Origin of the sequence: Leifsonia sp. 115AMFTsu3.1, from assembly GCF_004362795.1 — a bacterium.
GTDB lineage: Bacteria > Actinomycetota > Actinomycetes > Actinomycetales > Microbacteriaceae > Leifsonia.
On sequence record NZ_SNYB01000001.1, the window covers coordinates 1139820 to 1161483 of the forward strand.

General features: G+C 70.2%; 20 protein-coding genes. 10 read left to right on the forward strand and 10 right to left on the reverse strand.

Features of this window, described 5'->3' with window-relative positions; translation table 11 throughout:
- Positions 1-31 precede the first annotated feature (31 nt).
- Genes AXZ95_RS05545 through AXZ95_RS05555 form a run of 3 tightly spaced genes read left to right on the forward strand, consistent with a single transcriptional unit; the run spans position 32 to position 3022 of the window.
- The gene (locus tag AXZ95_RS05545; RefSeq protein WP_018190023.1) at positions 32-691 is read left to right on the forward strand and encodes a response regulator transcription factor; all 660 of its coding nucleotides are present in this window, start codon (positions 32-34) and stop codon (positions 689-691) included.
- A complete protein-coding gene (locus tag AXZ95_RS05550) occupies positions 678-2003 on the forward strand; it encodes an ATP-binding protein (protein WP_018190024.1) in 1326 nt (441 codons plus the stop codon). Before AXZ95_RS05545 ends, AXZ95_RS05550 begins: the two co-directional genes overlap by 14 nt.
- The gene (locus tag AXZ95_RS05555; RefSeq protein ID WP_018190025.1) at positions 2000-3022 is read left to right on the forward strand and encodes a hypothetical protein; all 1023 of its coding nucleotides are present in this window, start codon (positions 2000-2002) and stop codon (positions 3020-3022) included. The genes AXZ95_RS05550 and AXZ95_RS05555 overlap by 4 nt, the downstream gene beginning before the upstream one ends.
- A 356-nt stretch (positions 3023-3378) precedes the next feature.
- Here AXZ95_RS05555 and AXZ95_RS05560 read toward each other — a convergent pair whose 3' ends face one another.
- Positions 3379-3627 (reverse strand): acyl-CoA carboxylase epsilon subunit, encoded by a 249-nt coding sequence (locus AXZ95_RS05560; protein WP_018190026.1) that lies wholly within the window; start codon positions 3625-3627, stop codon positions 3379-3381.
- Complete coding sequence (locus AXZ95_RS05565; protein ID WP_018190027.1) at positions 3624-5246, reverse strand: acyl-CoA carboxylase subunit beta; 1623 nt, start codon at positions 5244-5246, stop codon at positions 3624-3626. The genes AXZ95_RS05560 and AXZ95_RS05565 overlap by 4 nt, the downstream gene beginning before the upstream one ends.
- A 94-nt stretch (positions 5247-5340) precedes the next feature.
- On the opposite strand from AXZ95_RS05565, the gene AXZ95_RS05570 reads away from it, so the two are divergent.
- Complete coding sequence (locus AXZ95_RS05570; protein ID WP_018190028.1) at positions 5341-6102, forward strand: biotin--[acetyl-CoA-carboxylase] ligase; 762 nt, start codon at positions 5341-5343, stop codon at positions 6100-6102.
- A 6-nt stretch (positions 6103-6108) separates the two neighbouring features.
- Positions 6109-6657, forward strand: a complete 549-nt coding sequence (locus tag AXZ95_RS05575) for a PH domain-containing protein (RefSeq protein WP_231374354.1) — start codon at positions 6109-6111, stop codon at positions 6655-6657.
- Here the strand turns inward: AXZ95_RS05575 and AXZ95_RS05580 are convergent.
- The gene (locus tag AXZ95_RS05580; RefSeq protein ID WP_018190030.1) at positions 6619-7197 is read right to left on the reverse strand and encodes a GtrA family protein; all 579 of its coding nucleotides are present in this window, start codon (positions 7195-7197) and stop codon (positions 6619-6621) included. The genes AXZ95_RS05575 and AXZ95_RS05580 overlap by 39 nt on opposite strands.
- Before the next feature lie 118 nt (positions 7198-7315).
- Here AXZ95_RS05580 and AXZ95_RS05585 point away from each other — a divergent pair, with 118 nt between their 5' ends.
- Positions 7316-8458 (forward strand): 5-(carboxyamino)imidazole ribonucleotide synthase, encoded by a 1143-nt coding sequence (locus AXZ95_RS05585; protein ID WP_026307074.1) that lies wholly within the window; start codon positions 7316-7318, stop codon positions 8456-8458.
- A gap of 41 nt (positions 8459-8499) precedes the next feature.
- Here AXZ95_RS05585 and AXZ95_RS05590 read toward each other — a convergent pair whose 3' ends face one another.
- Positions 8500-9858, reverse strand: coding sequence for an LCP family protein (locus AXZ95_RS05590; RefSeq protein WP_018190032.1), 1359 nt, complete (start codon positions 9856-9858; stop codon positions 8500-8502).
- A 10-nt stretch (positions 9859-9868) separates the two neighbouring features.
- Entirely contained in the window at positions 9869-10372 is a 504-nt protein-coding gene (gene purE, locus AXZ95_RS05595) for a 5-(carboxyamino)imidazole ribonucleotide mutase (protein WP_026307075.1), read from the reverse strand.
- A gap of 149 nt (positions 10373-10521) precedes the next feature.
- On the opposite strand from purE, the gene AXZ95_RS05600 reads away from it, so the two are divergent.
- Positions 10522-11766, forward strand: coding sequence for an acyltransferase (locus AXZ95_RS05600; protein ID WP_231374355.1), 1245 nt, complete (start codon positions 10522-10524; stop codon positions 11764-11766).
- On the opposite strand, the gene AXZ95_RS05605 is transcribed toward AXZ95_RS05600, so the two are convergent.
- From AXZ95_RS05605 to rfbB, 3 genes are read right to left on the reverse strand one after another with little or no spacing between them, the layout of a single operon-like run.
- A complete protein-coding gene (locus AXZ95_RS05605) occupies positions 11751-12899 on the reverse strand; it encodes a glycosyltransferase family 1 protein (protein ID WP_018190035.1) in 1149 nt (382 codons plus the stop codon). The two genes, AXZ95_RS05600 and AXZ95_RS05605, sit on opposite strands and share 16 nt — an antisense overlap.
- Positions 12896-13744 carry a dTDP-4-dehydrorhamnose reductase gene (gene rfbD, locus AXZ95_RS05610; RefSeq protein ID WP_018190036.1) on the reverse strand — a complete coding sequence of 283 codons (849 nt, stop codon included), beginning with the start codon at positions 13742-13744 and terminating at the stop codon, positions 12896-12898. Before rfbD ends, AXZ95_RS05605 begins: the two co-directional genes overlap by 4 nt.
- Positions 13744-14733: a dTDP-glucose 4,6-dehydratase gene (rfbB, locus tag AXZ95_RS05615; protein ID WP_018190037.1), complete on the reverse strand. Its 990-nt coding sequence runs from the start codon at positions 14731-14733 to the stop codon at positions 13744-13746. Before rfbB ends, rfbD begins: the two co-directional genes overlap by 1 nt.
- Before the next feature lie 106 nt (positions 14734-14839).
- Between rfbB and AXZ95_RS05620 the strand changes: the two genes are divergently transcribed.
- The 3 genes from AXZ95_RS05620 to rfbA are packed head-to-tail and all read left to right on the forward strand — an operon-like array spanning position 14840 to position 19391.
- The gene (locus AXZ95_RS05620; RefSeq protein WP_018190038.1) at positions 14840-17923 is read left to right on the forward strand and encodes a hypothetical protein; all 3084 of its coding nucleotides are present in this window, start codon (positions 14840-14842) and stop codon (positions 17921-17923) included.
- Positions 17895-18518: a dTDP-4-dehydrorhamnose 3,5-epimerase family protein gene (locus tag AXZ95_RS05625; RefSeq protein ID WP_018190039.1), complete on the forward strand. Its 624-nt coding sequence runs from the start codon at positions 17895-17897 to the stop codon at positions 18516-18518. Before AXZ95_RS05620 ends, AXZ95_RS05625 begins: the two co-directional genes overlap by 29 nt.
- Positions 18519-18521: 3 nt before the next feature.
- Positions 18522-19391 carry a glucose-1-phosphate thymidylyltransferase RfbA gene (gene rfbA, locus AXZ95_RS05630; RefSeq protein WP_018190040.1) on the forward strand — a complete coding sequence of 290 codons (870 nt, stop codon included), beginning with the start codon at positions 18522-18524 and terminating at the stop codon, positions 19389-19391.
- A gap of 33 nt (positions 19392-19424) precedes the next feature.
- Here rfbA and AXZ95_RS05635 read toward each other — a convergent pair whose 3' ends face one another.
- Both AXZ95_RS05635 and AXZ95_RS05640 read right to left on the reverse strand, forming a co-directional pair.
- On the reverse strand, positions 19425-20726 hold the full coding sequence (locus AXZ95_RS05635; protein WP_231374356.1) for a glycosyltransferase family 4 protein: 1302 nt from the start codon (positions 20724-20726) through the stop codon (positions 19425-19427).
- Positions 20727-20799: 73 nt separating this feature from the next.
- Positions 20800-21657 carry a glycosyltransferase family 2 protein gene (locus AXZ95_RS05640; RefSeq protein WP_018190042.1) on the reverse strand — a complete coding sequence of 286 codons (858 nt, stop codon included), beginning with the start codon at positions 21655-21657 and terminating at the stop codon, positions 20800-20802.
- Positions 21658-21664: the final 7 nt, after the last annotated feature.

Consider the following 21664-nt stretch of genomic DNA (forward strand, 5'->3'; position numbering starts at 1 on the left):
CCGCATGCATTCACCCCCTACGATGGTCAACATGGTGCGGGTGGCAATCGTCGACGATCACGAGTCCGTGCGTCTCGGGCTGAAGGCGGCCTGCCAGGACGCCGGCTATGACGTGGTCCTGACCGCTCCGACGGTGGACGACTTCGTCGCCCAGCTCGGCTCCCAGGAGTGCGACGTCGTCGTCCTCGACCTGTCGCTCGGCGACGGCTCCAAGGTGACCGACAACGTCAAGCGGGCCCAGGCGACCGGGGCCGCAGTGCTGGTGCACAGCATCGCCGATCGCGTGGCCAGCGTCCGCGAGGCGCTCGCCGCCGGAGCTGCAGGCGTCATCCCGAAGTCGTCACCCACGACGACGGTCATCAGCGCCATCGCGACGGTGGCCCGAGGCGACGTCCTCAACAACCTCGAATGGGCGACGGCGATCGACGCCGACAGTGACTTCGCCAAAGCGCAGCTCGGGCGACGCGAACGCGACGTCCTGCACCTGTACGCCTCCGGCCTCCCTCTGAAGGCGGTCGCCGCCCAGCTGGGCATCGCGAACTCCACCGCCCGCGAGTACCTCGACCGCATCCGCGTCAAATACGTGGAAGTCGGGCGGCCGGCGCCGACGAAGGTGGACCTCCTCCGACGCGCCGTGGAGGACGGCATCCTTCCCGGGCTCGACCCCGAGACAGGCAATGAGCGCTCCTAGCGGGGTTCGCCCCGGGGCGCCGCTCGAACCGGCCAAGCCCCGCAACCCCCTCAGCCGGGCGCGGATCGAGCGCATCGCCGACCGCACGGTGTCCGCCTTCGGGCTCGTCTTCGGTCTGCAGACCCTCCCGACGGCACTCGGCCAGCTCAGCGCGCTCCGCGAGCCGTGGGGCGCCGTCTGGATGATCGGGATCTTCGGCGGCCTCGCCCTCACCGTGATCCTTGCGGTCGTTCAGCGCGGGGTGAAGATCGCGATGGGCGTCCTGTCGGTTCTGTACCTCGCGGCGATCGTCACCTGGCCGCTGCTCGTCCGCGACCCGAGTGCGTTCAGCTCCGACAAGCCGTGGGTGTGGTTCCTGTGTTCCGTCTTCACGGCCTTCGCGGCTGTCGCCTACCCGCTCTGGCTCGCGATCGCCTACACGTTCATCGCGCCCATCGCCTACGGCGTCGTCCGGGCGCTTCCGGCCGGCGGCGGCGTCGGATTCGAGTTGGGTGCGCTCGACGCGATCTACGCCATCATCCTCGGCGGTGTCATCCTCGCGATCATCGCGATGATGCGCCAGGCGTCGAGCGCGGTGGATGCGGCCCAGAGCCAGGCGCTCGCCCGGTACGCCACCGCGGTCCGCCAGCACGCGACTGAGGTCGAGCGCGTGCAGGTCGACGCCATCGTGCACGACAGCGTGCTCACGACCCTGCTCTCGGCCGCTTCCGCGAGGACACCGGAGCAGAAGGAGCTCGCGGCGGCGATGGCCGCCGACGCGATCGGGCACCTGCACGCAGCCGAGGCATCCACGCCTGAGGACCAGTCCCTGGTCGGCCTCAACCAGCTCGCAGAGCGCCTCGTGACCTCCGCCAACGCGTTCTCATCGCCGTTCGAGGTCGAGGTGCGCGACGTCGAGGTGCACATGCTGCCTGTGAACGTCGCCGAGGCGGTCTACTCGGCCGCGGTCCAGGCGATGGTGAACAGCATGCAGCACGCGGGCGGCCCGGAGGTGCACCGCGGCCTGTCGATCCGCGGCGGCGGACCGGCGGCCACGGTCGAGATCATCGTCGGCGACGACGGACGCGGGTTCACCGAGGCGGAAGTGCCGGCGGAGCGGCTCGGCCTGCGCATCAGCATCCGCGACCGTCTCGCCAAGGTCGGCGGTCGCGCGGACATCCGCTCCGAACCGGGCGAGGGCACGACCGTCACGATCCTCTGGCCGTCCGCCGAACCGCAGCCCGTCGGCGCCCAGGCGCCCGGGGCGGCCCGCTTCGATCAGCAGGGTCCTTTCGCGCCGGGCGAGGCGCGAGAGACGGAGGCGGCGGAGTGATCACCCTCAATCGCGTCCTCTTCCTCATCCTCGGCGCTCTTTTCTCCGCCTATCACCTCTTCCTCGCGCTGTCGTCGCTGTGGATGCCGCGCACGGCAGGCCCGATCGTCGTCGCGATGGTCTTGTACGGTGTCGCGACGGTGATGAGCCTGTGGCCCACCAGCCCGACCAAGATGCCGCTCTGGCTCGCCGCCTTCGACCTCGCCGTCTGCGTCGTCATCCCGATCCTCGTCACGAGCCAGCTGGATCCGTCCAAGGACAACGGATACGCCACCTGGTACGTCGCCGCCGTCGGCACGCTGATGACCATCTGCGCGGTCCGCCGGCAGCAGATCGTCGCATGGGCCGGCGTCGCCTTCCTGGCCGTGCAGACGGTCGTCTGGGCCGGTCTCGGCGCGCTCGCCGGGCTCGGCGTCATCGGCTCGGTCGTGTGGGTCGGTGTCGCCGTCGTGATCTCCGGCTCGCTCGCGAAAGCCGGCCGCGATGCCCTCCAGTTCGCCCGTGCCGAGCGCGAGGCGACGGAGTGGCAGGCCGCCCAGGAGGCGCACGTCATGGAGCGCCAGCTGCGGCTCCGCCAGACCTACCGGGTCGCCGCTCCGATGCTCGCCGAGATCGTCCGCCGCGGGGGAGACCTCACCGAGGCGGAGCGACGTGAGTGCCGGTATCTGGAGGGCGCGATCCGCGACGAGATCCGCGGCCGCCGCCTGCTCAATGATGACGTCCGGCGCGAGGTGATGGATGCGCGCCGCCGTGGCGTCGTCGTCAGCCTGCTGGACGAGGGCGGCATCGACGACATCGACCAGCGCGGGCTCGAGACCGTGCTCCGGCGGCTGGCCGACGCCATCCGCGGGACGACGACGGACAAGCTGATCATCCGGACCGTACCCCGGTCGTCGAAGACCGCGGTGACCGTCGTGGGCCTGCGCATGTCGGACGATGGCGCGGCGAATGCCCTCGGCGCGGAGTCGGAGGACGACGAGGTCGACCTCTGGTTGGAGATCCCCCGGCCGGTCGGCTGAACCTCGCCCGAGTTCGGTCGTCCCTGCCCGTGACGGGGAGAACGGCCCTTAACGAGGAGAAAGGGGCCGACACCCGAATTGTCGGCCCCTTTTCAAACCCCGAGTCAGGGCGACAACCCGAATATCGCCCTGACTCGCCCCCAAAGCACTCGCCCGCTTACCCTAGTCGGCGAGTGATTGGCGGTGTGACTCACGAGGAGAGACACCTAGCAATATCTATAGTGGCTGCGCTCCCAGAAAATACATAGTCGTCATTTTGGAGGACACCTGGGGGACATATCACGACCCCCGTTCGCGGGACATGCCGATGAATCCGCGTGTCCCTTACTCGGGGGACGCCCGGATCGGGGTACATCTCAGCCCGAGAACGACCGCCAGGCACCCGCTCCGGGCCGGAGCTCGCCGCGCAGGTTCCGCTGCGTGCGTGCCCAGGCATCCGGGCCCTGCTCGGCCCTGGCCTCCCGACCGGCGGCCGCCTGCTCGGCGGCAGCGGCGGTCAGGACGGCGGTGACGGCCGCGATCTCCTCCGCGGTCACGCCGCGGGTGAGGAACCGCAGCTGCGACGGATCGAGCGGCGCACCGCTCTGGGCCTCCTGGCCGGTCACAGCGGGATGTTCCCGTGCTTCTTCGGGGGCAGCGTGGCCCGCTTGGTGCGGAGCGCGCGCAGCGCCTTGATGACCGACACGCGCGTCGCCGCGGGCTCGATCACGCCGTCGAGTTCGCCGCGCTCGGCCGCGAGGAACGGGCTCGCGACGTTGTAGGTGTACTCGTTGGCGAGCTTCGTGCGGACGGCCGCCACATCCTCGCCGGCCTCTTCCGCGCGCTTGATCTCGCCGCGGTAGAGGATGTTCACGGCACCCTGGCCGCCCATCACTGCGATCTCGGCGGTGGGCCACGCGAGGTTCATGTCGGCGCCGAGCTGCTTGGAGCCCATGACGATGTACGCACCGCCGTACGCCTTGCGGGTGATGATGGTCACGAGCGGCACGGTCGCCTCGGCGTAGGCGTACAGCAGCTTCGCCCCGCGCCGGATCACGCCCGTCCACTCCTGGTCGGTGCCGGGAAGGTAGCCGGGCACATCCACCAGGGTGAGGATCGGGATGCTGAAGGCGTCGCAGAAGCGGACGAACCGGGAGGCCTTCTCGCCGGCGTCGATGTTCAATGTGCCCGCCATCGCGCTCGGCTGGTTCGCGACGATGCCCACCGACCGGCCCTCGACGCGGGCGAACCCGATGACGATGTTGGGGGCGAACAGCGGCTGGATCTCGAGGAACTCGCCGTCGTCGACCACGCCCTCGATGATCGTCTTCACGTCATAGGGCTGGTTGGGGGAGTCCGGGATGATCGTGTTCAGCCGGCGATCGGCGTCGGTGATCTCGAGCTCCGGCTCGGCCTGGAAGGTCGGCAGCTCGGCGAGGTTGTTCTGGGGCAGGTAGCTGAGCAGGGTCCGCGCGTAGTCGAGCGCGTCCTCCTCGTCGCTGGCGAGGTAGTGGGCGACGCCGGAGACCTTGTTGTGGGTCAGCGCGCCGCCGAGCTCCTCGAAGCCGACGTCCTCGCCGGTGACCGTCTTGATGACATCCGGGCCGGTGACGAACATGTGGCTGGACTTGTCGACCATGATGACGAAGTCGGTGAGGGCGGGGGAGTACACGGCGCCGCCGGCTGCCGGGCCCATCACGATGGAGATCTGCGGGATGACGCCCGAGGCCGCGGTGTTGCGGCGGAAGATCTCGCCGTACTTGCCGAGGGCGACGACGCCCTCCTGGATGCGGGCGCCGCCGGAGTCGAGGATGCCGATCATCGGAACGCCCGTCTTGAGCGCGTGGTCCATGACCTTGATGATCTTCTCGCCGGCCACCTCCCCGAGAGAGCCGCCGAAGATGGTGAAGTCCTGGCTGAACACCGCGACATTGCGGCCGTGGATGGTGCCGACGCCGGTGACGACCGCGTCGCCGTACGGGCGCTTGGCCTCCATGCCGAAGGCGTGGGTGCGGTGGCGGACGAACTCGTCGAACTCCACGAAGGAGCCCTGGTCGAGCAGGAGGTCGATGCGCTCACGCGCGGTCAGCTTGCCCTTGGCGTGCTGCTTCTCGATGGCCGCCTGACCGCTCGCGGTGACGGCCTCGTGGAACCGTTCCTTCAGGTCGGCGAGCTTGCCGGCGGTGGTGGTCAGGTCGGGGAGCTGATCGGTCTGACGAGGTTCGGTGTCGGTCACGTCGTTCACTCTACCGGCCAGCCGAATGGCCGTGCCGTTGACGAAACCCTACAAATCCACCGGCCTGCGCTGGCAGACTGGCCCAGTGCGAGAGACTGACCCCGTGGACTTCCGACGCAGCCGAACCATCGTCCCCGTGCTCGAGGTGCTCCCCGAGGCGGGTTCCACCAACGACGTCCTGAGTGCCCGGGCGGGCGACCTCCCGGACCTCGCGGTGGTGATCACGGGCAACCAGACCGGCGGTCGCGGCCGGCTCGGCCGGGTGTGGGTGACGCCGCCCGGGAGAGCGCTGGCGATCTCCGTTCTGCTCAAGCCGGTCGGCCTGCCGCCGGAGTCGTTCGGCTGGTTCCCGCTGCTCGGCGGCCTGGCGATGAGCCGCGCGCTCGGCCGGTTCGTCCCTGGCGGCGTGCAGGTCAAGTGGCCCAACGACGTCCTCATCGAGGGCGACAAGGTGTGCGGCATCCTCGCCGAGCTGCTGCCCGGGATGTCGGGGCTGGTGATCGGCGCGGGAGTCAACCTCACGCAGACCCGCGACGAGCTCCCGACCGAGACCTCGACCTCGCTGGCACTCGCCGGCGCGCACGATGTGGACGCGGATGCCGTGCTCTCGGCCTACCTCATCCAGTTGACGACGCTGTACCGCGAGTTCCTGGCCGCCGACGGCGATCCGCTCCGCAGCGCGCTGCGCGATGAGGTCGCCGAGGCCTGCCACACCATCGGCCGGCCGGTCCGCGTGCAGCTGCCGTCGGGCGACGACCTCCTCGGCACCGCCGTCGGCATCGACGAGAGCGGGAGGCTGATCGTGGAGTCGGATGCGGGCCGCACCGCAGTGGCGGCGGGCGACGTGACGCACCTGCGGTATTAATGGAGCATGAGCAGCAGCCCGGACGGGATACCCGCCCAGCCGCCCGAGCGCGTGGTGGCCCGGCTGCGTTCGAACGCCCGCCGGCTGTTCTTCCCGAGCCTCGTGCTGATCGCGACCGCCGGCGCGGTCGGGTACCTCGCGGGCCGGGACGGTGAGGTCTGGGAGATCGTCCTGCTGTGGTCCGCCGCGGCCGCCGTCGTGCTCCTGCTCTTCCTCCTGCCGCTGGCGGCGTGGCTGAGCCGCCGCTACACGATCACCAACCGCCGTCTGATCATCCGGCACGGATTCTTCGTGCGCGTGCGCCAGGAGCTGCTGCACAGCCGCGGCTACGACGTGAGCGTGCGGCGGACCTGGCTGCAGAGTATGTTCCGGTCCGGCGATGTGCTGATCAACTCGGGTCTCGACCATCCCGTCGTCCTGAAGGATGTGCCGAAGGCCGACCAGGTGCAGCGCGCGTTGTCCGAGCTGATGGACCACTCGCAGACCGTCGTGGCCGTGCGGCGTCAGCAGGCGCAGTCAGTCTCCGACGAGACCACGGTCTGGGGCGCTCGCTAGGGTCGAGCCGGTGATCGGCGCCTTCTCGCGGCCGCGGGCGGGCACGTGCCGGCTGTCCGAGACGGCGCCACGACGGCCGGAGCGAGCGATCGCGCGGTCGGGCGAGAACACCCACCAGCGGTAGAACGCGAACCGGAAGACCGTGCCGAGCGCGAGACCGACCACGTTGTTGGAGATGTTGTCGGCGAGCAGGCTCTGGTAGCCGAGAAGGTAGTGCGACACCCAGACGCAGAGGAGCGGGATGGCCATGCCCGCCAGGCTGACGATGAAGAACTCGATGCCCTCACGCGTGGCGTTCTCGTTGCGGTTGCCGGAGAACGCCCAGTAGCGATTGCCGATCCAGTTCGTGCCGATGGCGACCAGTGTCGCGATCGCCGTCGAGAAGAGCGTCTTGTGCGGCACGTTCACCAGCACGAAGAGCATCAGCACGTTGAACACGAGCAGATTGACCACGAAGCCGACGGCTCCGACCGCGCCGAACTTGATCAGTTGCGGGAGGAGCCGTGCGCGTCGCGCCGGTGTGCTGGTCTCGGTCGTCATGCCCCTGCCTGAGATGCGGGAAGATGGTCAGTACGTTCGTCACAGTACGCGGACCAGGTTTCGCGTTCCTGTGAGTCTTCCCGGCCAGCATGAAAAGTATCAGAGGAGCGGATGGTCCATGGCTAGTCACATCGTCGGAGTGATCGGCGGAGGTCAGCTGGCACGGATGATGATCCCCCCGGCCATCGAGCTCGGGGTCGACATCCGCGTGCTCGAGGAGGCGGAGGGCATGAGCGCCGACATCGCCGCGTCGGGCGTCGGCGACTACCGCGACCTCGACACCGTGCTCGCGTTCGCCGAGACGGTGGATGTGATCACCTTCGACCACGAGCACGTGCCGCAGGCGATCCTCCGCGAGCTGGTGTCCCGCGGCATCCCCGTGCACCCGGGACCTGACGCGCTCCTGTACGCGCAGGACAAGCTGCAGATGCGGGCCAAGCTCAGCGAGCTGGGGCTGCCGGTGCCGGACTGGGCCGCGGTGGAGTCCGCGGACGAGCTGGGCGCCTTCCTCGCCGATCACGGCGGCCGGGCCGTCGTCAAGACGGCGCGGGGCGGCTACGACGGCAAGGGCGTCCGCGTGGTGTCCGACGCGAGCGGGGCTGACGATTGGTTCCTGGCGCTCGCCGAGGACGGCCGCGGCGGGGCGCTTCTGGTCGAGGAGCTCGTGCCGTTCCGGAGGGAGCTCGCACAGCTCGTCGCGCGCCGTCCGTCGGGGGAGATCGCGGCGTGGCCGGTCGTCGAGACCGTGCAGCGCGACGGCGTCTGTGCCGAGGTGCTCGCGCCGGCCCCCGGCGCAGCCGGCCGGGTGGCGGAGGCCGCCGCCGACATCGCCCGCCGCGTGGCGGACGGACTCGGCGTCACCGGGGTCCTCGCCGTCGAGCTGTTCGAGACGACGGACGGGCGCGTGCTGATCAACGAGCTGGCGATGCGGCCGCACAACAGCGGCCACTGGTCGATCGAGGGCGCCGTCACCAGTCAGTTCGAGCAGCACCTGCGGGCCGTCCTCGACCTTCCGCTCGGGTCGACGGAGCCGCGCGCCGACTGGTCGGTCATGGTGAACATCCTCGGCGGCCCGTCGGAGGGCAGCCTCCAGGACCGCTACCCGGCCGCGCTCGCCGCGCATCCCGAGGCCAAGTTCCACGGCTACGGCAAGGAGCCGCGGCCCGGCCGCAAGGTCGGTCACGTGACCGTCGTTGGCGGTGAGGACATCGAGGACGTCGTGTACCGGGCCCGCGCGGCCGCAGCGTTCTTCGAGGGCTGAGCAGGCCGAGCAGGGCTGAGCCGAGGGCGGCGGGCCGCCGGTCAGCTCCCCTTCGGCTTCGCCGTCGCGGGGTTCACCGCCTGGCGCACCAGCTCCTGGATCTGCGCATAGTCCGGCTCGGTCGGGTCGATCGTCGGCGGCACCAGCTCCAGCTGTTGCACGGGCAGCTTGCGCGTCTTCATGCCCAGGTCGACGAAGTAGCCGAGCATCGACTGCGGGATGTCGGTCTTCATGACCTGCGCACCGGCGGTCGCGATGCCCTGGAACTTCGATACGACGTTGACCGGGTTGACCTGCTTCAGGATGGCGTCCTGCAGCTGCCGCTGGCGGGCCATGCGGTCGTAGTCGCTGGAGCCGTGGCGAGCGCGGGCATACCACTGGGCGTGGTAGCCGTCGAGGTGGCGCTTGCCCGGCTCGATCCACTCGGCGACCCCGTTGAGGTTCTCGTCGCCGCCGATCGGCACGCGGTCCGTGACGGTGACGTCGACGCCGCCGAGGGCGTCGATCAGGTCGGCGAAGCCCTGCATGTCGATCAGGACGTAGTACTGGATCTTCAGGCCGGTCGCGCCTTCGAGGGCGTCGCGCATGGCCTCGATGCCCGGCTCGCTCTTGTTCTTCTTCGCGTTCGGGTACAGGTCCGGCTTGTACAGCTCCACCTCGGTGTAGATGGAGTTGAGCTGGCAGACGTCCACGTCGCAGCGGTCGTTGTAGCCGTAGCCGTCCGGATACTCGGCGTGCAGGGGGGACGAGGCCGGGAACGGCACGGGGTCGAGGTCGCGTGGCAGGCCGATGGTGACGGCCTGACCCGTGTTCGCGTCGATGCTCACGATGGACATACTGTCCGGGCGCAGGCCGTCGCGGTCGGGACCGGCGTCGCCACCGAGCAGCATGATGTTGTAGCGGCCGTCGACGGGAGGCTGTGACGGCCCTGCCGAGAAGATGTCGCCGAGCGCACCCCGGGCGGAACCGGCGACGACCGACGCGTAGCCGGCGGTGCAGGCGAGGCCGACGAGGACGAGCACCGAGAACGCGGCGATCCAGCCGCGGGCGTTCGGTGCGGTGCGGATGAGGCGCACGAGACGGAGAGTGTCCAGGGTGAGCACGACCCAGAGCACCGTGTAGACGATCAGCAGTGTCTGGACGAGGGTCAGGCTGCCCGCCTGCGTGAACAGCGTGTAGATCGACGACGGCGAGACCAGGTAGACGACCAGCGTCACGATGCCGAGCAGCCAGAGCAGCAGGGTGGCGAGCACGCCGACCCGGCCGAGGACACGGTTTCCAGCGACGACCTGGGCGGAGCCGGGCAGCAGGATGTTCATGGTGACCAGCCACCAGCCCCGCTTCGTCATCGTCTGGGACGAGGAGGCGTCGGGGTGGCGCAGCGGCGTGGCGATCGTCATCGGGCGGTTCTCACAGCTGGGCTTGCAGGGCCCGGTTCTTCTGCTCGACGCTCGCCTCGAGGTCGGCGGCGAAGCGCGCGAGAGCCTCGGCGAGGGCGTCGTCGGAGGTGGCCAGGATCTTGACGGCGAGGAGTCCGGCGTTGCGCGCGCCGCCGATGGAGACGGTGGCGACCGGCACCCCGGCGGGCATCTGGACGATCGAGAGCAGGGAGTCGAGCCCGTCGAGACGGGCGAGCGGCACCGGGACGCCGACGACGGGGAGGGTCGTGACCGCGGCCAGCATGCCCGGGAGGTGAGCTGCGCCGCCCGCCCCGGCGATGATCACCCGGACGCCACGCCCGGCGGCCTCCTTGCCGAACGCGATCATCTTCTCCGGCGTCCGGTGGGCCGAGACGACCTCGACCTCGTGCGCGACGCCGAACTCGGTGAGAAGGCGCGAAGCCTCCTGCATGACCGTCCAGTCGGAGTCCGATCCCATGACGACGGAGACCAGCGGTGACGTGGATGCAGGCATAGCGAACATGCTAGGTGCCGCCCCGCGCATGACGGCGCCGCCACGCGGATGACCGCTCTCACGCACCCAGCTGACCCCTGAACGGGTCACAGGAACTGCCCAGGGCGCATGGGTACCGTCGCCCGCCTATGACGGGTACAGGTGTAACGGTGGCAGAGAAGACGAAACAGACGACGGGCGGCCGTTTGGCCGCGCTGGACGGTCTGCGCGGCATCGCCGCGGTGGTCGTCCTGCTCCACCACGCCGTGTACACGAACCCGGACTTCCCGGGCGCGCCCGGCACCGGATCCGCGCCGACGGGCTCCGCGATGTGGTGGATCAGCTACACGCCGCTGAAGCTCGCGACCGCCGGTGTCGAGTCGGTCATCGTCTTCTTCGTGCTCTCCGGGCTGGTGGTCACGCTTCCCGTGATCCGTCACCGCGGCTTCGACTGGATCGCCTACTTCCCGCGCCGCGCCGTCCGGCTTCTGGTGCCGGTCATGGCGTCCGTCGTACTGGCGGCCGTCTGGGTGATGGCCATCCCGCAGGTGTCCACCCAGCCGAAGGGCACCTGGCTGAGCAGCTCCTCCACCCCGAACTTCAGCTGGGAGTACATCGTCAAGGCGTGGGACCTCCTCGGCGGCGACGGGCAGATCAACAACCCGCTCTGGTCGCTTCGCTGGGAGCTGCTGTTCTCGCTCGCCCTGCCGATCTTCGCGGTGGCGGCCCTCGCCGTGCGGAAGTGGTGGATGGGCGGCCTGGCCGCCGCGTGCGCCCTCACCTACTTGGGCGTGCACGCCGACTCCGGTGCGCTGCAGTACCTCCCTGCGTTCTTCGTCGGCGCGGTCATCGCGGTCCGCCTCGAGGCGGTGCGCAACGTCGCCGACCGCATCAACACGCACTGGTACCGACACCCGCTGTGGGCCGGGCTCACCGTGGCCAGTCTGCTGCTCCTGATCGCTCCGTGGCTGGTCGGGCCGAACGTCGGCGAGATCCCCGAACTCGAGCCGGTGCTGAAGGGCCTGGTGCCGCTCGCCGCGGCCGGGCTCGTGGTGGCAGCGCTCGGCTGGAAGCCGCTCCGCGCCGTGCTCGACACGCGCCCCGTGCAGTTCACCGGGACCATCTCGTTCAGCCTGTACCTGGTCCACGTGCCGATCCTGATCTTCAGCACCTACCTCTTCGCGGACGAGCCCTGGTACGTCCCGCTGCTGTTCGGCATCCCGGTCGCGGTCCTCGTGGCCGTCGGTTTCACCTGGCTGATCGAGAAGCGCAGCCACGGCTGGTCGAAGGCGGCCGGGAAGTGGGCGTCCGACCGGTACCGCACCTGGTTCGGTCGCGACGAGGAGGAAGAGCGTGCGTCGGGCGCGAAGGCCGACGAGCGCACTCCGCAGGAGGCGGGTCAGAGGTCGGCGTGAAGCTGCCAGACCCGCTCGGCGGAGTCGCGCCAGCTGAACGCCCGCGCGCGGTCGGAGGCGAGCACCCGCAGTCTGGCGCTCAGCTCGGCGTCTGAGAGCACACGGCCGATGGCGGCCGCGAGACGCTCGGCGTAGGGCTCGTCGTCCTCACCCGGTGCCGGACGCTCGACGACGACACTCGCACCCGCGGCGACCTCGACGAGGGCGGCGTCGTCCGAGTGGATGACGGGCAGACCGAACTTGAACGCCTCGACGATCGGGAGGCCGAACCCTTCGGCGATGCTCGGGTACACGAAGAGGGTGGCGCGGTCGAGGGCGACGGCAAGGTCTCCGTCGTCGAGACGGCCGAGCGCGCGCACGCGGTCCTCCGGAAGCCCGGCCGCTGCGGCGACCCCGGTCGCGGAGCGCTCGCCGACGCGGTCGCGGCCGGCGATCAGGAGGGGGATGCCCTGTGCCTCGGGTCGGGCGATGGCGCGGATGAGAGGAGCGATCCCCTTGCGCGGCTCCACCGTCCCCAGCGTGAACGCGTAGCGCTCGGGGAGGCCGAGGCGCTCCGCGCGCTCATCGGCGTCCGGCGGCAGGCGCAGAGCGGTCGCGGGAGCCCCGCCGATGACGCGAACGCGATCGCCGAAGTCGAGGAAGTCACCGAGCCGGTCGGCGACGGCGTGGGTCGGAACGACGATCGCGTCCGCGTGCTTCCTGGCTCGTTTCGCCATCGTCTTCGTCCAGATCGTCGCGGCGGAGCCGAGCGATTCGGGATGCGTCCACGCCAGGGTGTCGTGGATGGTGACCGCGATCTGCTGCGGGGTATCCAGCTGCACGTGCTTCCGCAGCGGCGCGAGGAGGGTCGGAGCGTGCAGCATCCCGGGCGGGCCGCCCACCGAGAGGCCCGACTGCCAGGCCAGGGCCAGCTCCCGCCGGGCGAGAGGCAGGCGCGTGACCGCCGCGACGCCCGGCAGGCGGTCGCGGACCGCCTGCACCTGCTCGTCGCTCACGTTCGAGATGACGGCCTCGACGACGCAGTCGCGCGGCGCTGTGGCGATCAGCTGACGGGTCAGCTCCTCCGTGTACCGGCGCGCGCCGCCGGGCTCGTCTCCGACGAGCTCGTCGACGATCACACGGAGAGTGGTCATTCCGCGAAGAGGCCTTCCGCCGTCGCCGCGGCGAGGGCGTCCTCCCACGGACGCAGGGGAGCGAGGCCGGCGCGGACCCAGCCGTCGTGGCCGAGCACCGAGTACGAGGGGCGCGGAGCCGGCCGGACGAAGGTCGTGCTGTCCGTGGGCTTCACGCGCTCCGGGTCGAGTCCGGCCTGCGCGAAGACCGCACGGGCGAACCCGTACCAGCTCGTCTGGCCCGAGTTCGTGCCGTGGTACACCCCCGCCGGGGCGTCGCTGTCGAGGAGCGCGACGATCTGCGCGGCGAGGTCGCCGGTCCACGTCGGCTGGCCGAGCTGGTCGTCCACCACGCTGACGGTCTCGTGGCTGCCCGCGAGCTTCACCATCGTCTTGGCGAAGTTCGGGCCGCCGGCCCCGTAGAGCCAGGCGGTGCGCACGACGAACGTGCCGTCGGGATGCGCCGCGAGTGCAAGCTCCTCGCCCGCGGCCTTCGTGCGGCCGTAGGCGTTGATCGGGTCGCGCGGTGTGTCCTCGGCGTACGGCTCCGTCGCGTGGCCGTCGAAGACGTAGTCGGTCGAGACCGTGACGAACCGTGCGCCGTTGCGTTCGGCGGCGACCGCCAGGTTCTCGGTGCCCAGCGCGTTGATGGCGTAGGCGTCGTCCTCGTGCGTCTCGGCGTCGTCCACCTTGGTGTAGGCGGAGGCGTTGACGATCACGTCGTGGCCGGCGGCGGCCGCCAGCACGGCGTCGCGGTCGGTGACGTCGAGGTCGGCACGGGACAGTGCCGTGACGTCACGACCGGCCAGAGCCTTCTGCAGGTCCTGGCCGAGCATCCCGGCCGCGCCGGCGATGAGGATGCGCATCAGTTGTCGAGCGCGGCGCGGGCCTTCAGCGGCTCCCACCACGCGCGGTTGTCGCGGTACCACTGCACCACGTCGGCGAGACCCTGCTGGAACGGCACCAGCGGCTCGTAGCCGAGCTCGGACTGGATCTTGGAGATGTCGACCGAGTAGCGGAGGTCATGGCCGAGCCGGTCGGCGACGCGGTCGACGTATGACCAGTCCTTGCCGGTGGCGTCGAGCAGCAGCTGGGTGAGCTCCTTGTTGGTGAGCTCGGTGCCGCCGCCGATGTTGTAGATCTCGCCCGCGCGGCCGTTCACGAGCACCATCGCGATGCCGCGGGTGTGGTCGTCGACGTGCAGCCAGTCGCGGATGTTGTTGCCCTCGCCGTAGAGCGGGACGTGCTTGTCGTCGATCAGGTTCGTGACGAACAGCGGGATGACCTTCTCGGGGAAGTGGTACGGCCCGTAGTTGTTCGAGCAGCGCGTGATCGAGAGGTTGAGCCCGTGCGTGCGGAAGTAGCTGCGGGCGAGCAGGTCGCTTCCGGCCTTCGACGCCGAGTACGGCGAGTTGGGCTCGAGCGGGCGGTCCTCCGCCCACGAGCCTTCGGCGATCGAGCCGTAGACCTCGTCGGTCGAGACGTGCACGAAGCGCTTCAGGTTGTTGCGCAGCGCCGCGTCGAGCAGCTGCTGGGTGCCGAGCACGTTGGTCTCGACGAAGATGGAGGCGTCGCGCACCGAGCGGTCGACGTGCGACTCCGCCGCGAAGTGGACCACCGCATCCACCGTGGGGAACAGCTCGTCGAGCAGGCCGCCGTCGCGGATGTCGCCCTTCACGAAGGTGTAGCGGGGCGAGTCGGCCACCGGCGCCAGGTTGGCGAGGTTGCCGGAGTACGTGAGCGCGTCGAGCACGACCACCTCGGCGCCCTCCAGGCCCGGGTAGGCATCCTGCAGGGTGCGACGGACGAAGTTGGAGCCGATGAAACCGGCGCCGCCGGTGACGAGAATCTTCATGGGGATGTTGGGTGCCTTCTCCTACGATGGTCGCGAGCAATCCTAGCGAAAGTGTTCCCGGGCCACCTGAGACTCTGCAGCGCACCCCACGACGACTTGGAGACCGATGACCCGCCGCGTCGACCTGATGGACATGCTCGCGCTCTCGCGCGACTTCCTGCGCGACCCCGCGAAGCGGCAGGCGCTGCGGGCCGCGGCCGCCGCGTACGACGCGCAGCGGGGCGCTCCGGACGCGCCGGTGCCGGCCGTCGTCGTCGAGGAGACTCCGGCCGCTCCCGCGCGCCCGTCGTCGCCGTATCGCGGGCTGACGCCGTTCTCGGAGTCGTTCCTGCACTGCACCATCGCCGACGCCGACGCCGCGCTCGACCTCGTGCTGCCCGAGCTGCATCCCGACGGCATCTTCGCCGGGGTGAAGACGGCGCTCGAGTTCGCCGCGGCCCTCGGCCGGCGTCTCGGCCTGCCGGTCCGGATCGTGCTGCTCAAAGCGACGGACCAGGCTGACGCGATCCGCGCGCGCCTCGATGCGTTCGGGATCGGCGACGCCGCCATCGTGTCGGGCGACGAGATCGACTCCGCGACGTTCTCGCGGTCCGACCTCTGGGTCGCGACGCACTGGTGGACAGCGCACGCCCTGGATGTCGCCGCGCGCACGGGCCGGATCGCCGCGTCCGACGTCGTGTACCTCATCCAGGACTACGAGCCGGGGTTCGTGGGCTGGTCGACGGACTCCGCGGTGGCCGAGTCGACCTACCGGGCCGGGTTCGCTCCCGTGGTGAACTCGACGCCGGTCGCCGCCTACCTCGCCCGCAGCGGAGCGCCCGAGGTGGATCCGGACTTCGTGTTCGCGCCCTCCTTCGACCTCGACGCCCTGCGGGAGACGGCCGAGGCGCGTCGCCGGGCGGACACCGTGCGCATCTTCTTCTACGGCCGCACCGCGCGCCCGCGCAACATGTACGGGCTCGGACTCGCGGCCCTGCGGTACGCCTCCCGTCGGCTGGCCGCCGAGGGCATCCCCGCGTCGTTCGTCATGGCCGGTGAGGACGGCCCCGATGTCGACCTCGACGGCGCCGTGCTGGTCAACCGCGGCGTGCTGACGCGCGACGACTACTTCGCCCTGCTCTCGGAGGTGGATGTCGGCCTGAGCCTGCAGGCCAGCCCGCACCCGAGCCACCCGCCGTTCGACCTGGCGATCTCGGGGGCCGTGTCCGTCACCAACGACGTGGACGGCGCGCGCGGCGGCCTCCACGAGCGGCTCCGTGCGGTCGAGGCGCGACCGGACGTGCTCGGGGAGGCGCTCGTGACCGCCGCCCGGCAGGCGCTCGCCGAGGAACCGGGGGAGTGGGCGGCGCCCGCAGCACTCGGCCGTCCCTTCGCCGAGGTCGTCGACGCCGTCGCCGCGGCGCTCGGCGACCGCCTCGGGCGGAGCGCTCAGGCCGTCGAGGTCGAGGCACCGGTGCCCGCGAGCGAGTCCGTCCCGTACCGGCCCGCGGCCGGTGCCGACGATCGCACCGCCGGGTCGACCACCGTGACCGTCGACCCGAGCCGGGGATCCGGCGACTCGTGGGCGTCGGAGGCCAACCGCCTGCTCTCCACGGTCTCCACGCGCCACGCGCTCCTTCTCGACCCCGCCGTCCGGCTGGGCGACGACGCGGCCGCCGAGGTGCTGCGCGTTGCGGTCTCGACCGGCGCCGCGTTCGTCCAGCCCGTGATCGTACGGGAGTCGGGGACCGTCGTCGACGCCGGAGCGGTCTTCGCCTCACGCGGCGCCCCGCCGCTCCGACTGTTCGAGGGGCACCTCCCCGCCGACCTGCCCGCGGGCGAATCCCTGCCCGCGCGGGTGGTCGTCTCTCCGGCGGTCCTCGTCGACCTCGCCGTGTTCGACGGGTTCGCGCCCGGAGCCCCGGCCGACGTCGCGCTCGCCCGGGCCAGCGTCGGGAGCGGCGCCGTCGTCGCCCTGCGCGCCCGCGCCGAGATCGCCGACGCCGACAGCCGCAGGCTGGCCGCATCGCCCTCCAGCCGTACGGCCTGGAGCGGGGTGCCGAGCGAGAGCCTGGTCGAGCCGACGCCGTCGGCGGTCTACGGCCATGCCGGCCTCGCCCTCGTCGGGCTGGCGGGCGATCCGGTGCCCGACCTGCGGCGCCGTATCGTGCGCAACGACTTCGACGATGTGGCGCGCCGCGCCCGGCCGATCCTGGTGCGTGAAGCCGAGCAGGGGCCGGCCGACGCATCCCGTGCGCTCCGCTGGTCGATCCGCAGCGGCGCGCCGCTCGGTCCGGAAGGGCGCGTCTGGGGAGACACCTACTTCGCGGAGGACCTCGCCGCGGCCCTGCGCGAGCGCGGGCAGCAGGTCGTCATCGACACCCGGGAGTCGATGGTGCGGCCGGACTCCGACCACCTCGACGACGTGTCGATCGCGCTGCGAGGGCTCTACCGCCTGCCGACCAATCCGGCGGCCGTCAACATCCTCTGGGTCATCAGCCACCCCGAGCTCGTGACGCTCGACGAGATCGAGAGCTACGACCTGGTCTTCGCCGCCGGGCCGCGCTGGGCGGAGCGGATGGATGCGCTGTCGGCGGTTCCCGTCCGACCCCTGCTGCAGGCCACCTCGCCTACCCGTTTCGGGCCGGAGCCCTCGGACCCTGCTCTGGCGTCCGATGTGCTCTTCGTCGGGAAGACGCGGAACGTATTCCGCCCCGTCGTCCGCGATGCCGTCGAAGCCGGCGCCGACCTGGCGGTGTACGGCGACGGCTGGGAGCGGTTCATCGACCCGTCGTACATCCGCGCCGAGTTCCTGGACAACGACCGCGCCTCCGCCGCCTACGCCAGCGCGCGGATCGTACTCAACGACCACTGGCACGACATGGCGGCGGAGGGATTCCTCTCGAACCGCTTGTTCGACGCGGTCGCCAGCGGGGCGCGCGTCGTGACCGATCCGATCGACGGTCTCGAGATCTTCGGGGGTGCCGCGCGCGCCTACACCTCGGTGGACGAGCTGCGCGGGCTGATCGGCTCGGACGCCGGCTGGCCCGACCGGGAGGCGATGGTCGGTATCGTCGAGAGCATCCGGCAGCACCACTCGTTCGGTGCCCGCGCGGACGTCCTGATCGAGGCCGCCCGCGAGACGGCGCGGGTGCTCAGGAGGCCCTTGCTAGACTCCTCGGGTGCAAATCCGCGAGCTCTCCATCCCTGACGCCTACGAAGTGACGCCGCAGCAGCATGCGGACGACCGCGGCGTCTTCTTCGAGTGGTACCGCTTCGATCGGCTGGAGGAGGCGGTCGGGCACCCCCTGAACCTGCGCCAGGCCAACAGCTCGGTCTCCAAGCGCGGTTCCGTGCGCGGCATCCACTTCGCGGACATCCCGCCGAGCCAGGCGAAGTATGTCACCGCCCCCAAGGGCGCGGTGCTCGACTTCATCATCGACATCCGCGTCGGGTCGCCGACGTTCGGCAAGTGGGACAGTGTCCTGCTCGACGACGTCGACCGCCGCGCGGTCTACGTGGCCGAGGGCCTCGGGCACTGCTTCGTCGCCCTCACCGAGGGCGCGACCGTCAGCTACCTCGTCACCGACACGTACAACCCGACCCGCGAGCACGGAATCAACCCCCTCGACGCGGACATCGCGCTGCGCTTCCCGGACGAGGCGGGCGAGCCCCTGCTCTCCCCGAAGGACACCGACGCCCCCGGCCTGCACGAGGCCGCCGAGGCGGGACTCCTCCCCACGTGGGAGGCCGCACGCGCCTTCTACGCGTCACTCGACCAGGCAGCGAACCAGGGAGGCAAGTAACCCATGCGCGGAATCATCCTCGCCGGCGGATCCGGCACGCGGCTCTGGCCGATCACCAAGGGCATCTCGAAGCAGCTGATGCCGATCTACGACAAGCCGATGATCTACTACCCGCTGTCGACGCTGATGATGGCGGGCATCCGCGAGATCCTCATCATCACGACGCCGGAGTACAACGAGCAGTTCCAGGCGCTGCTCGGCGACGGGTCGTCGCTCGGCATCCGGCTCGAGTACGCGGTCCAGCCGTCGCCGGACGGCCTTGCGCAGGCCTTCATCATCGGCGAGGAGTTCATCGGCGACGAGTCCGTCGCGCTGGTGCTCGGCGACAACATCTTCCACGGCGCGGGCCTCGGCTCGTCGCTGCGCAACCACAACGACATCGACGGCGCGCTGATCTTCGCGTACCACGTGAGTAACCCGAGGGCGTACGGAGTCGTCGAGTTCGACGACAGCTTCACCGCGCTCTCCATCGAGGAGAAGCCGACCTCGCCGAAGAGCAACTACGCGGTCCCCGGCCTCTACTTCTACGACAACTCGGTGGTCGAAATCGCCAAGACGATCACCCCGAGCGCACGTGGCGAGCTGGAGATCTCGACCGTCAACGAGCGCTACCTCAACGCCTCGAAGCTGCAGGTGCAGGTGCTCGACCGCGGCACGGCGTGGCTCGACACCGGCACATTCGAGTCGATGATGCAGGCGTCCGAATACGTGCGCGTGATCGAGGACCGCCAGGGTTTCAAGGTCGGCTGCATCGAGGAGATCGCCTGGCGTGCCGGGTGGATCGACGACGAGCAGCTCGCCGAGCTGGCCAAGCCGCTCGTGAAGAGCGGCTACGGCACGTACATCATGGCGCTGCTCGCCGCGGAGGCCTGAGGCCGTCCTTCCCGGCCTTCGGCGCAGGCCGCCTCAGGCGCGACGCCGAAGACGGCCGACCCATTCGGCACCGGCCCGCAGGGGAGCGGTGATCCGCCAGGACGAGCTGGCCTCCATGCCTGCGACTCGCTTGCGCAGGTCGGCGGTGATCTGGTTGCGCTGGGAGATGACCCCCCGGACGCGATCCGCAGCCGGGTACGGCGCCCGCACGTAGCGAACCAGCGGTTCCAGGGTGGTCGACCAGTGCATCCGACCGGCGAACGCCTGTACGTTCTCGCGGATCCGCTCACGCTCGGCGTCATCGAACAGGAGTTCGCCGAGCGCTGCCTCCAGCGACTCCACGTCCTGCGGCGGCACGATGCGCCCCAGCCCGTTTTCGCGGACGAGCGGCGCGAAGGTGTCCCCGTCGGTGGCGACGACAGGCAGGCCCGCCCACCAGTAGTCGAGCACCCGGGTGCGGAAGCTGTAGGCCGTCTCGATGTGCTCGAGGTGGGTGCTCACGCCGAGGTCCGCATCGAGCAGGAAGTCCGCCCGCTGGTCGTAGGGCACCCAGGTCTCGTTGAAGAAGACCACGGAATCGGTCAGGCCCAGCTCGTCCGAGAGGCGGCGCGCTGCGCGCTCCATCTCCATCTGCGGCACGTCCGGGTTGGGGTGCTTCACCCCGAGGAAGAACAGCCGGACTTCGGGATGCTCCTTCGCGAGCCGGCCGACCGCCGAGATCAGTGTGAGCGGGTCGAACCAGTTGTAGACGCCGCCGCCCCACAGGATGACCTTGTCGTCCGCTCCGATGCCGTCGACGACACCGCGGATGCCGTGGGCCTTCTGCAAGGGAGGGGCGTCCTGAATACCGAACGGAGCGACATCAAGCAGGTTCCGGAGGGTGGGGTCGGCCGCGTACGTTGCCGGGTTCACCCGCGTCATGGCCGCGAGCTGGCCGAGCCAGAAGTCGCGCTGCTTCTCCGAGGCGCACACCATGAAGTCGGCGCGCTCGATCTGGTCGTTCATGACCTCGACGGCGTCGATCGTCGATGCGTAGTAATCGGCTTCTGGGAGGTCGCGGCCCTGTTCCAGCCATTCGAGATGGACGGGATCGTAGATGTCTGCCACGAGCAATCGGTCCATTGCCTTCATCCACGGGTGGGTCCGGAGGATGTGCCCCTGGAAGATGATAACGTCAGCCCACTCTGCATGAGGCTTGAGCGCCTCGCCACCGGCGTGAATGATAGAGAACCCTGGCGCGGTCACGGTCGCACCGACCGTGGACGCCAGCCGGACCTCGCCCACCTCGGTCAGCGCTTCCGAGATGTGCCAGGCACGGATCGCCGGGCCGGCCATTCTCTCCCCGATGGTGTCCGGGGTGACCACGAGGATGTGCGTACGGGTTTCGGGCATCAGTCGGATCCTTCTCTCATCGTGTGACCCACCACTGCCGCACACGGAGGCCGACCCACAGGACCACACGGACAGGCAGCAGGTACCAACCGGTGTATTTGCGCGACAGGTAGCGGTACGCACTCTCGTGGTGGACGGCCTCCATGCGTCGGGAGGCGGTGCTCGTCGAGTGGGCTCCGGTGTGCACGACGCTCGCTGTCGGCGCGTAGAGGTTGGCCCAGGCGGCCTTGCTGAGGCGGGCGCCGAGATCGACGTCCTCGAAGTACATGAAGTACGACGTGTCGAAGCCGCCGATCTGCTCGTAGGCGTCACGACGCACGACGAGGCAGGCGCCGGACAGCCAGCCGACCGGACGGACGGCGTCGCTCTCGTAGTCGACCCCGCGGTAGCGTCTCGTCCACGGATTGCCCGGCCAGATGCGGCCGAAGATCGCGTGCCCGATGCCCGTGCGGAGCGAGGGGAGGCTGCGGGCGGACGGGTATACGGTGCCGTCGACATTCAGGATACGCGGCCCCGCGGAGCCGGCGGCAGGCCGCTCACGCAGCACGCGCACCAGCTCGTCCACCGATCCGCGGGAGAACTCCACGTCGGGATTGGCGATGACCAGGAACTCGGCGTCGGGCGATCCGTGCCGGACGCCCTCCTCGATACCGCCGCCGTAGCCCAGGTTCTCGTCCAGCGCGAGGAACTCCGCGCCGAACTCGGCGCACGCTTCCCGCTCGACGGTCGTGTCGGCCGAGGCGTTGTCCACGACGACGATCTCGGTGGGCGCAGATGTCGCGGTCCGTGCTGACCGCAGGAAAGCGCGCAGCACCTCGCCGGTGTTGTGCGTGACGGTGACGATCAGGATGGGCGGGGAATCGGCTCCGGGCATCTCAGCT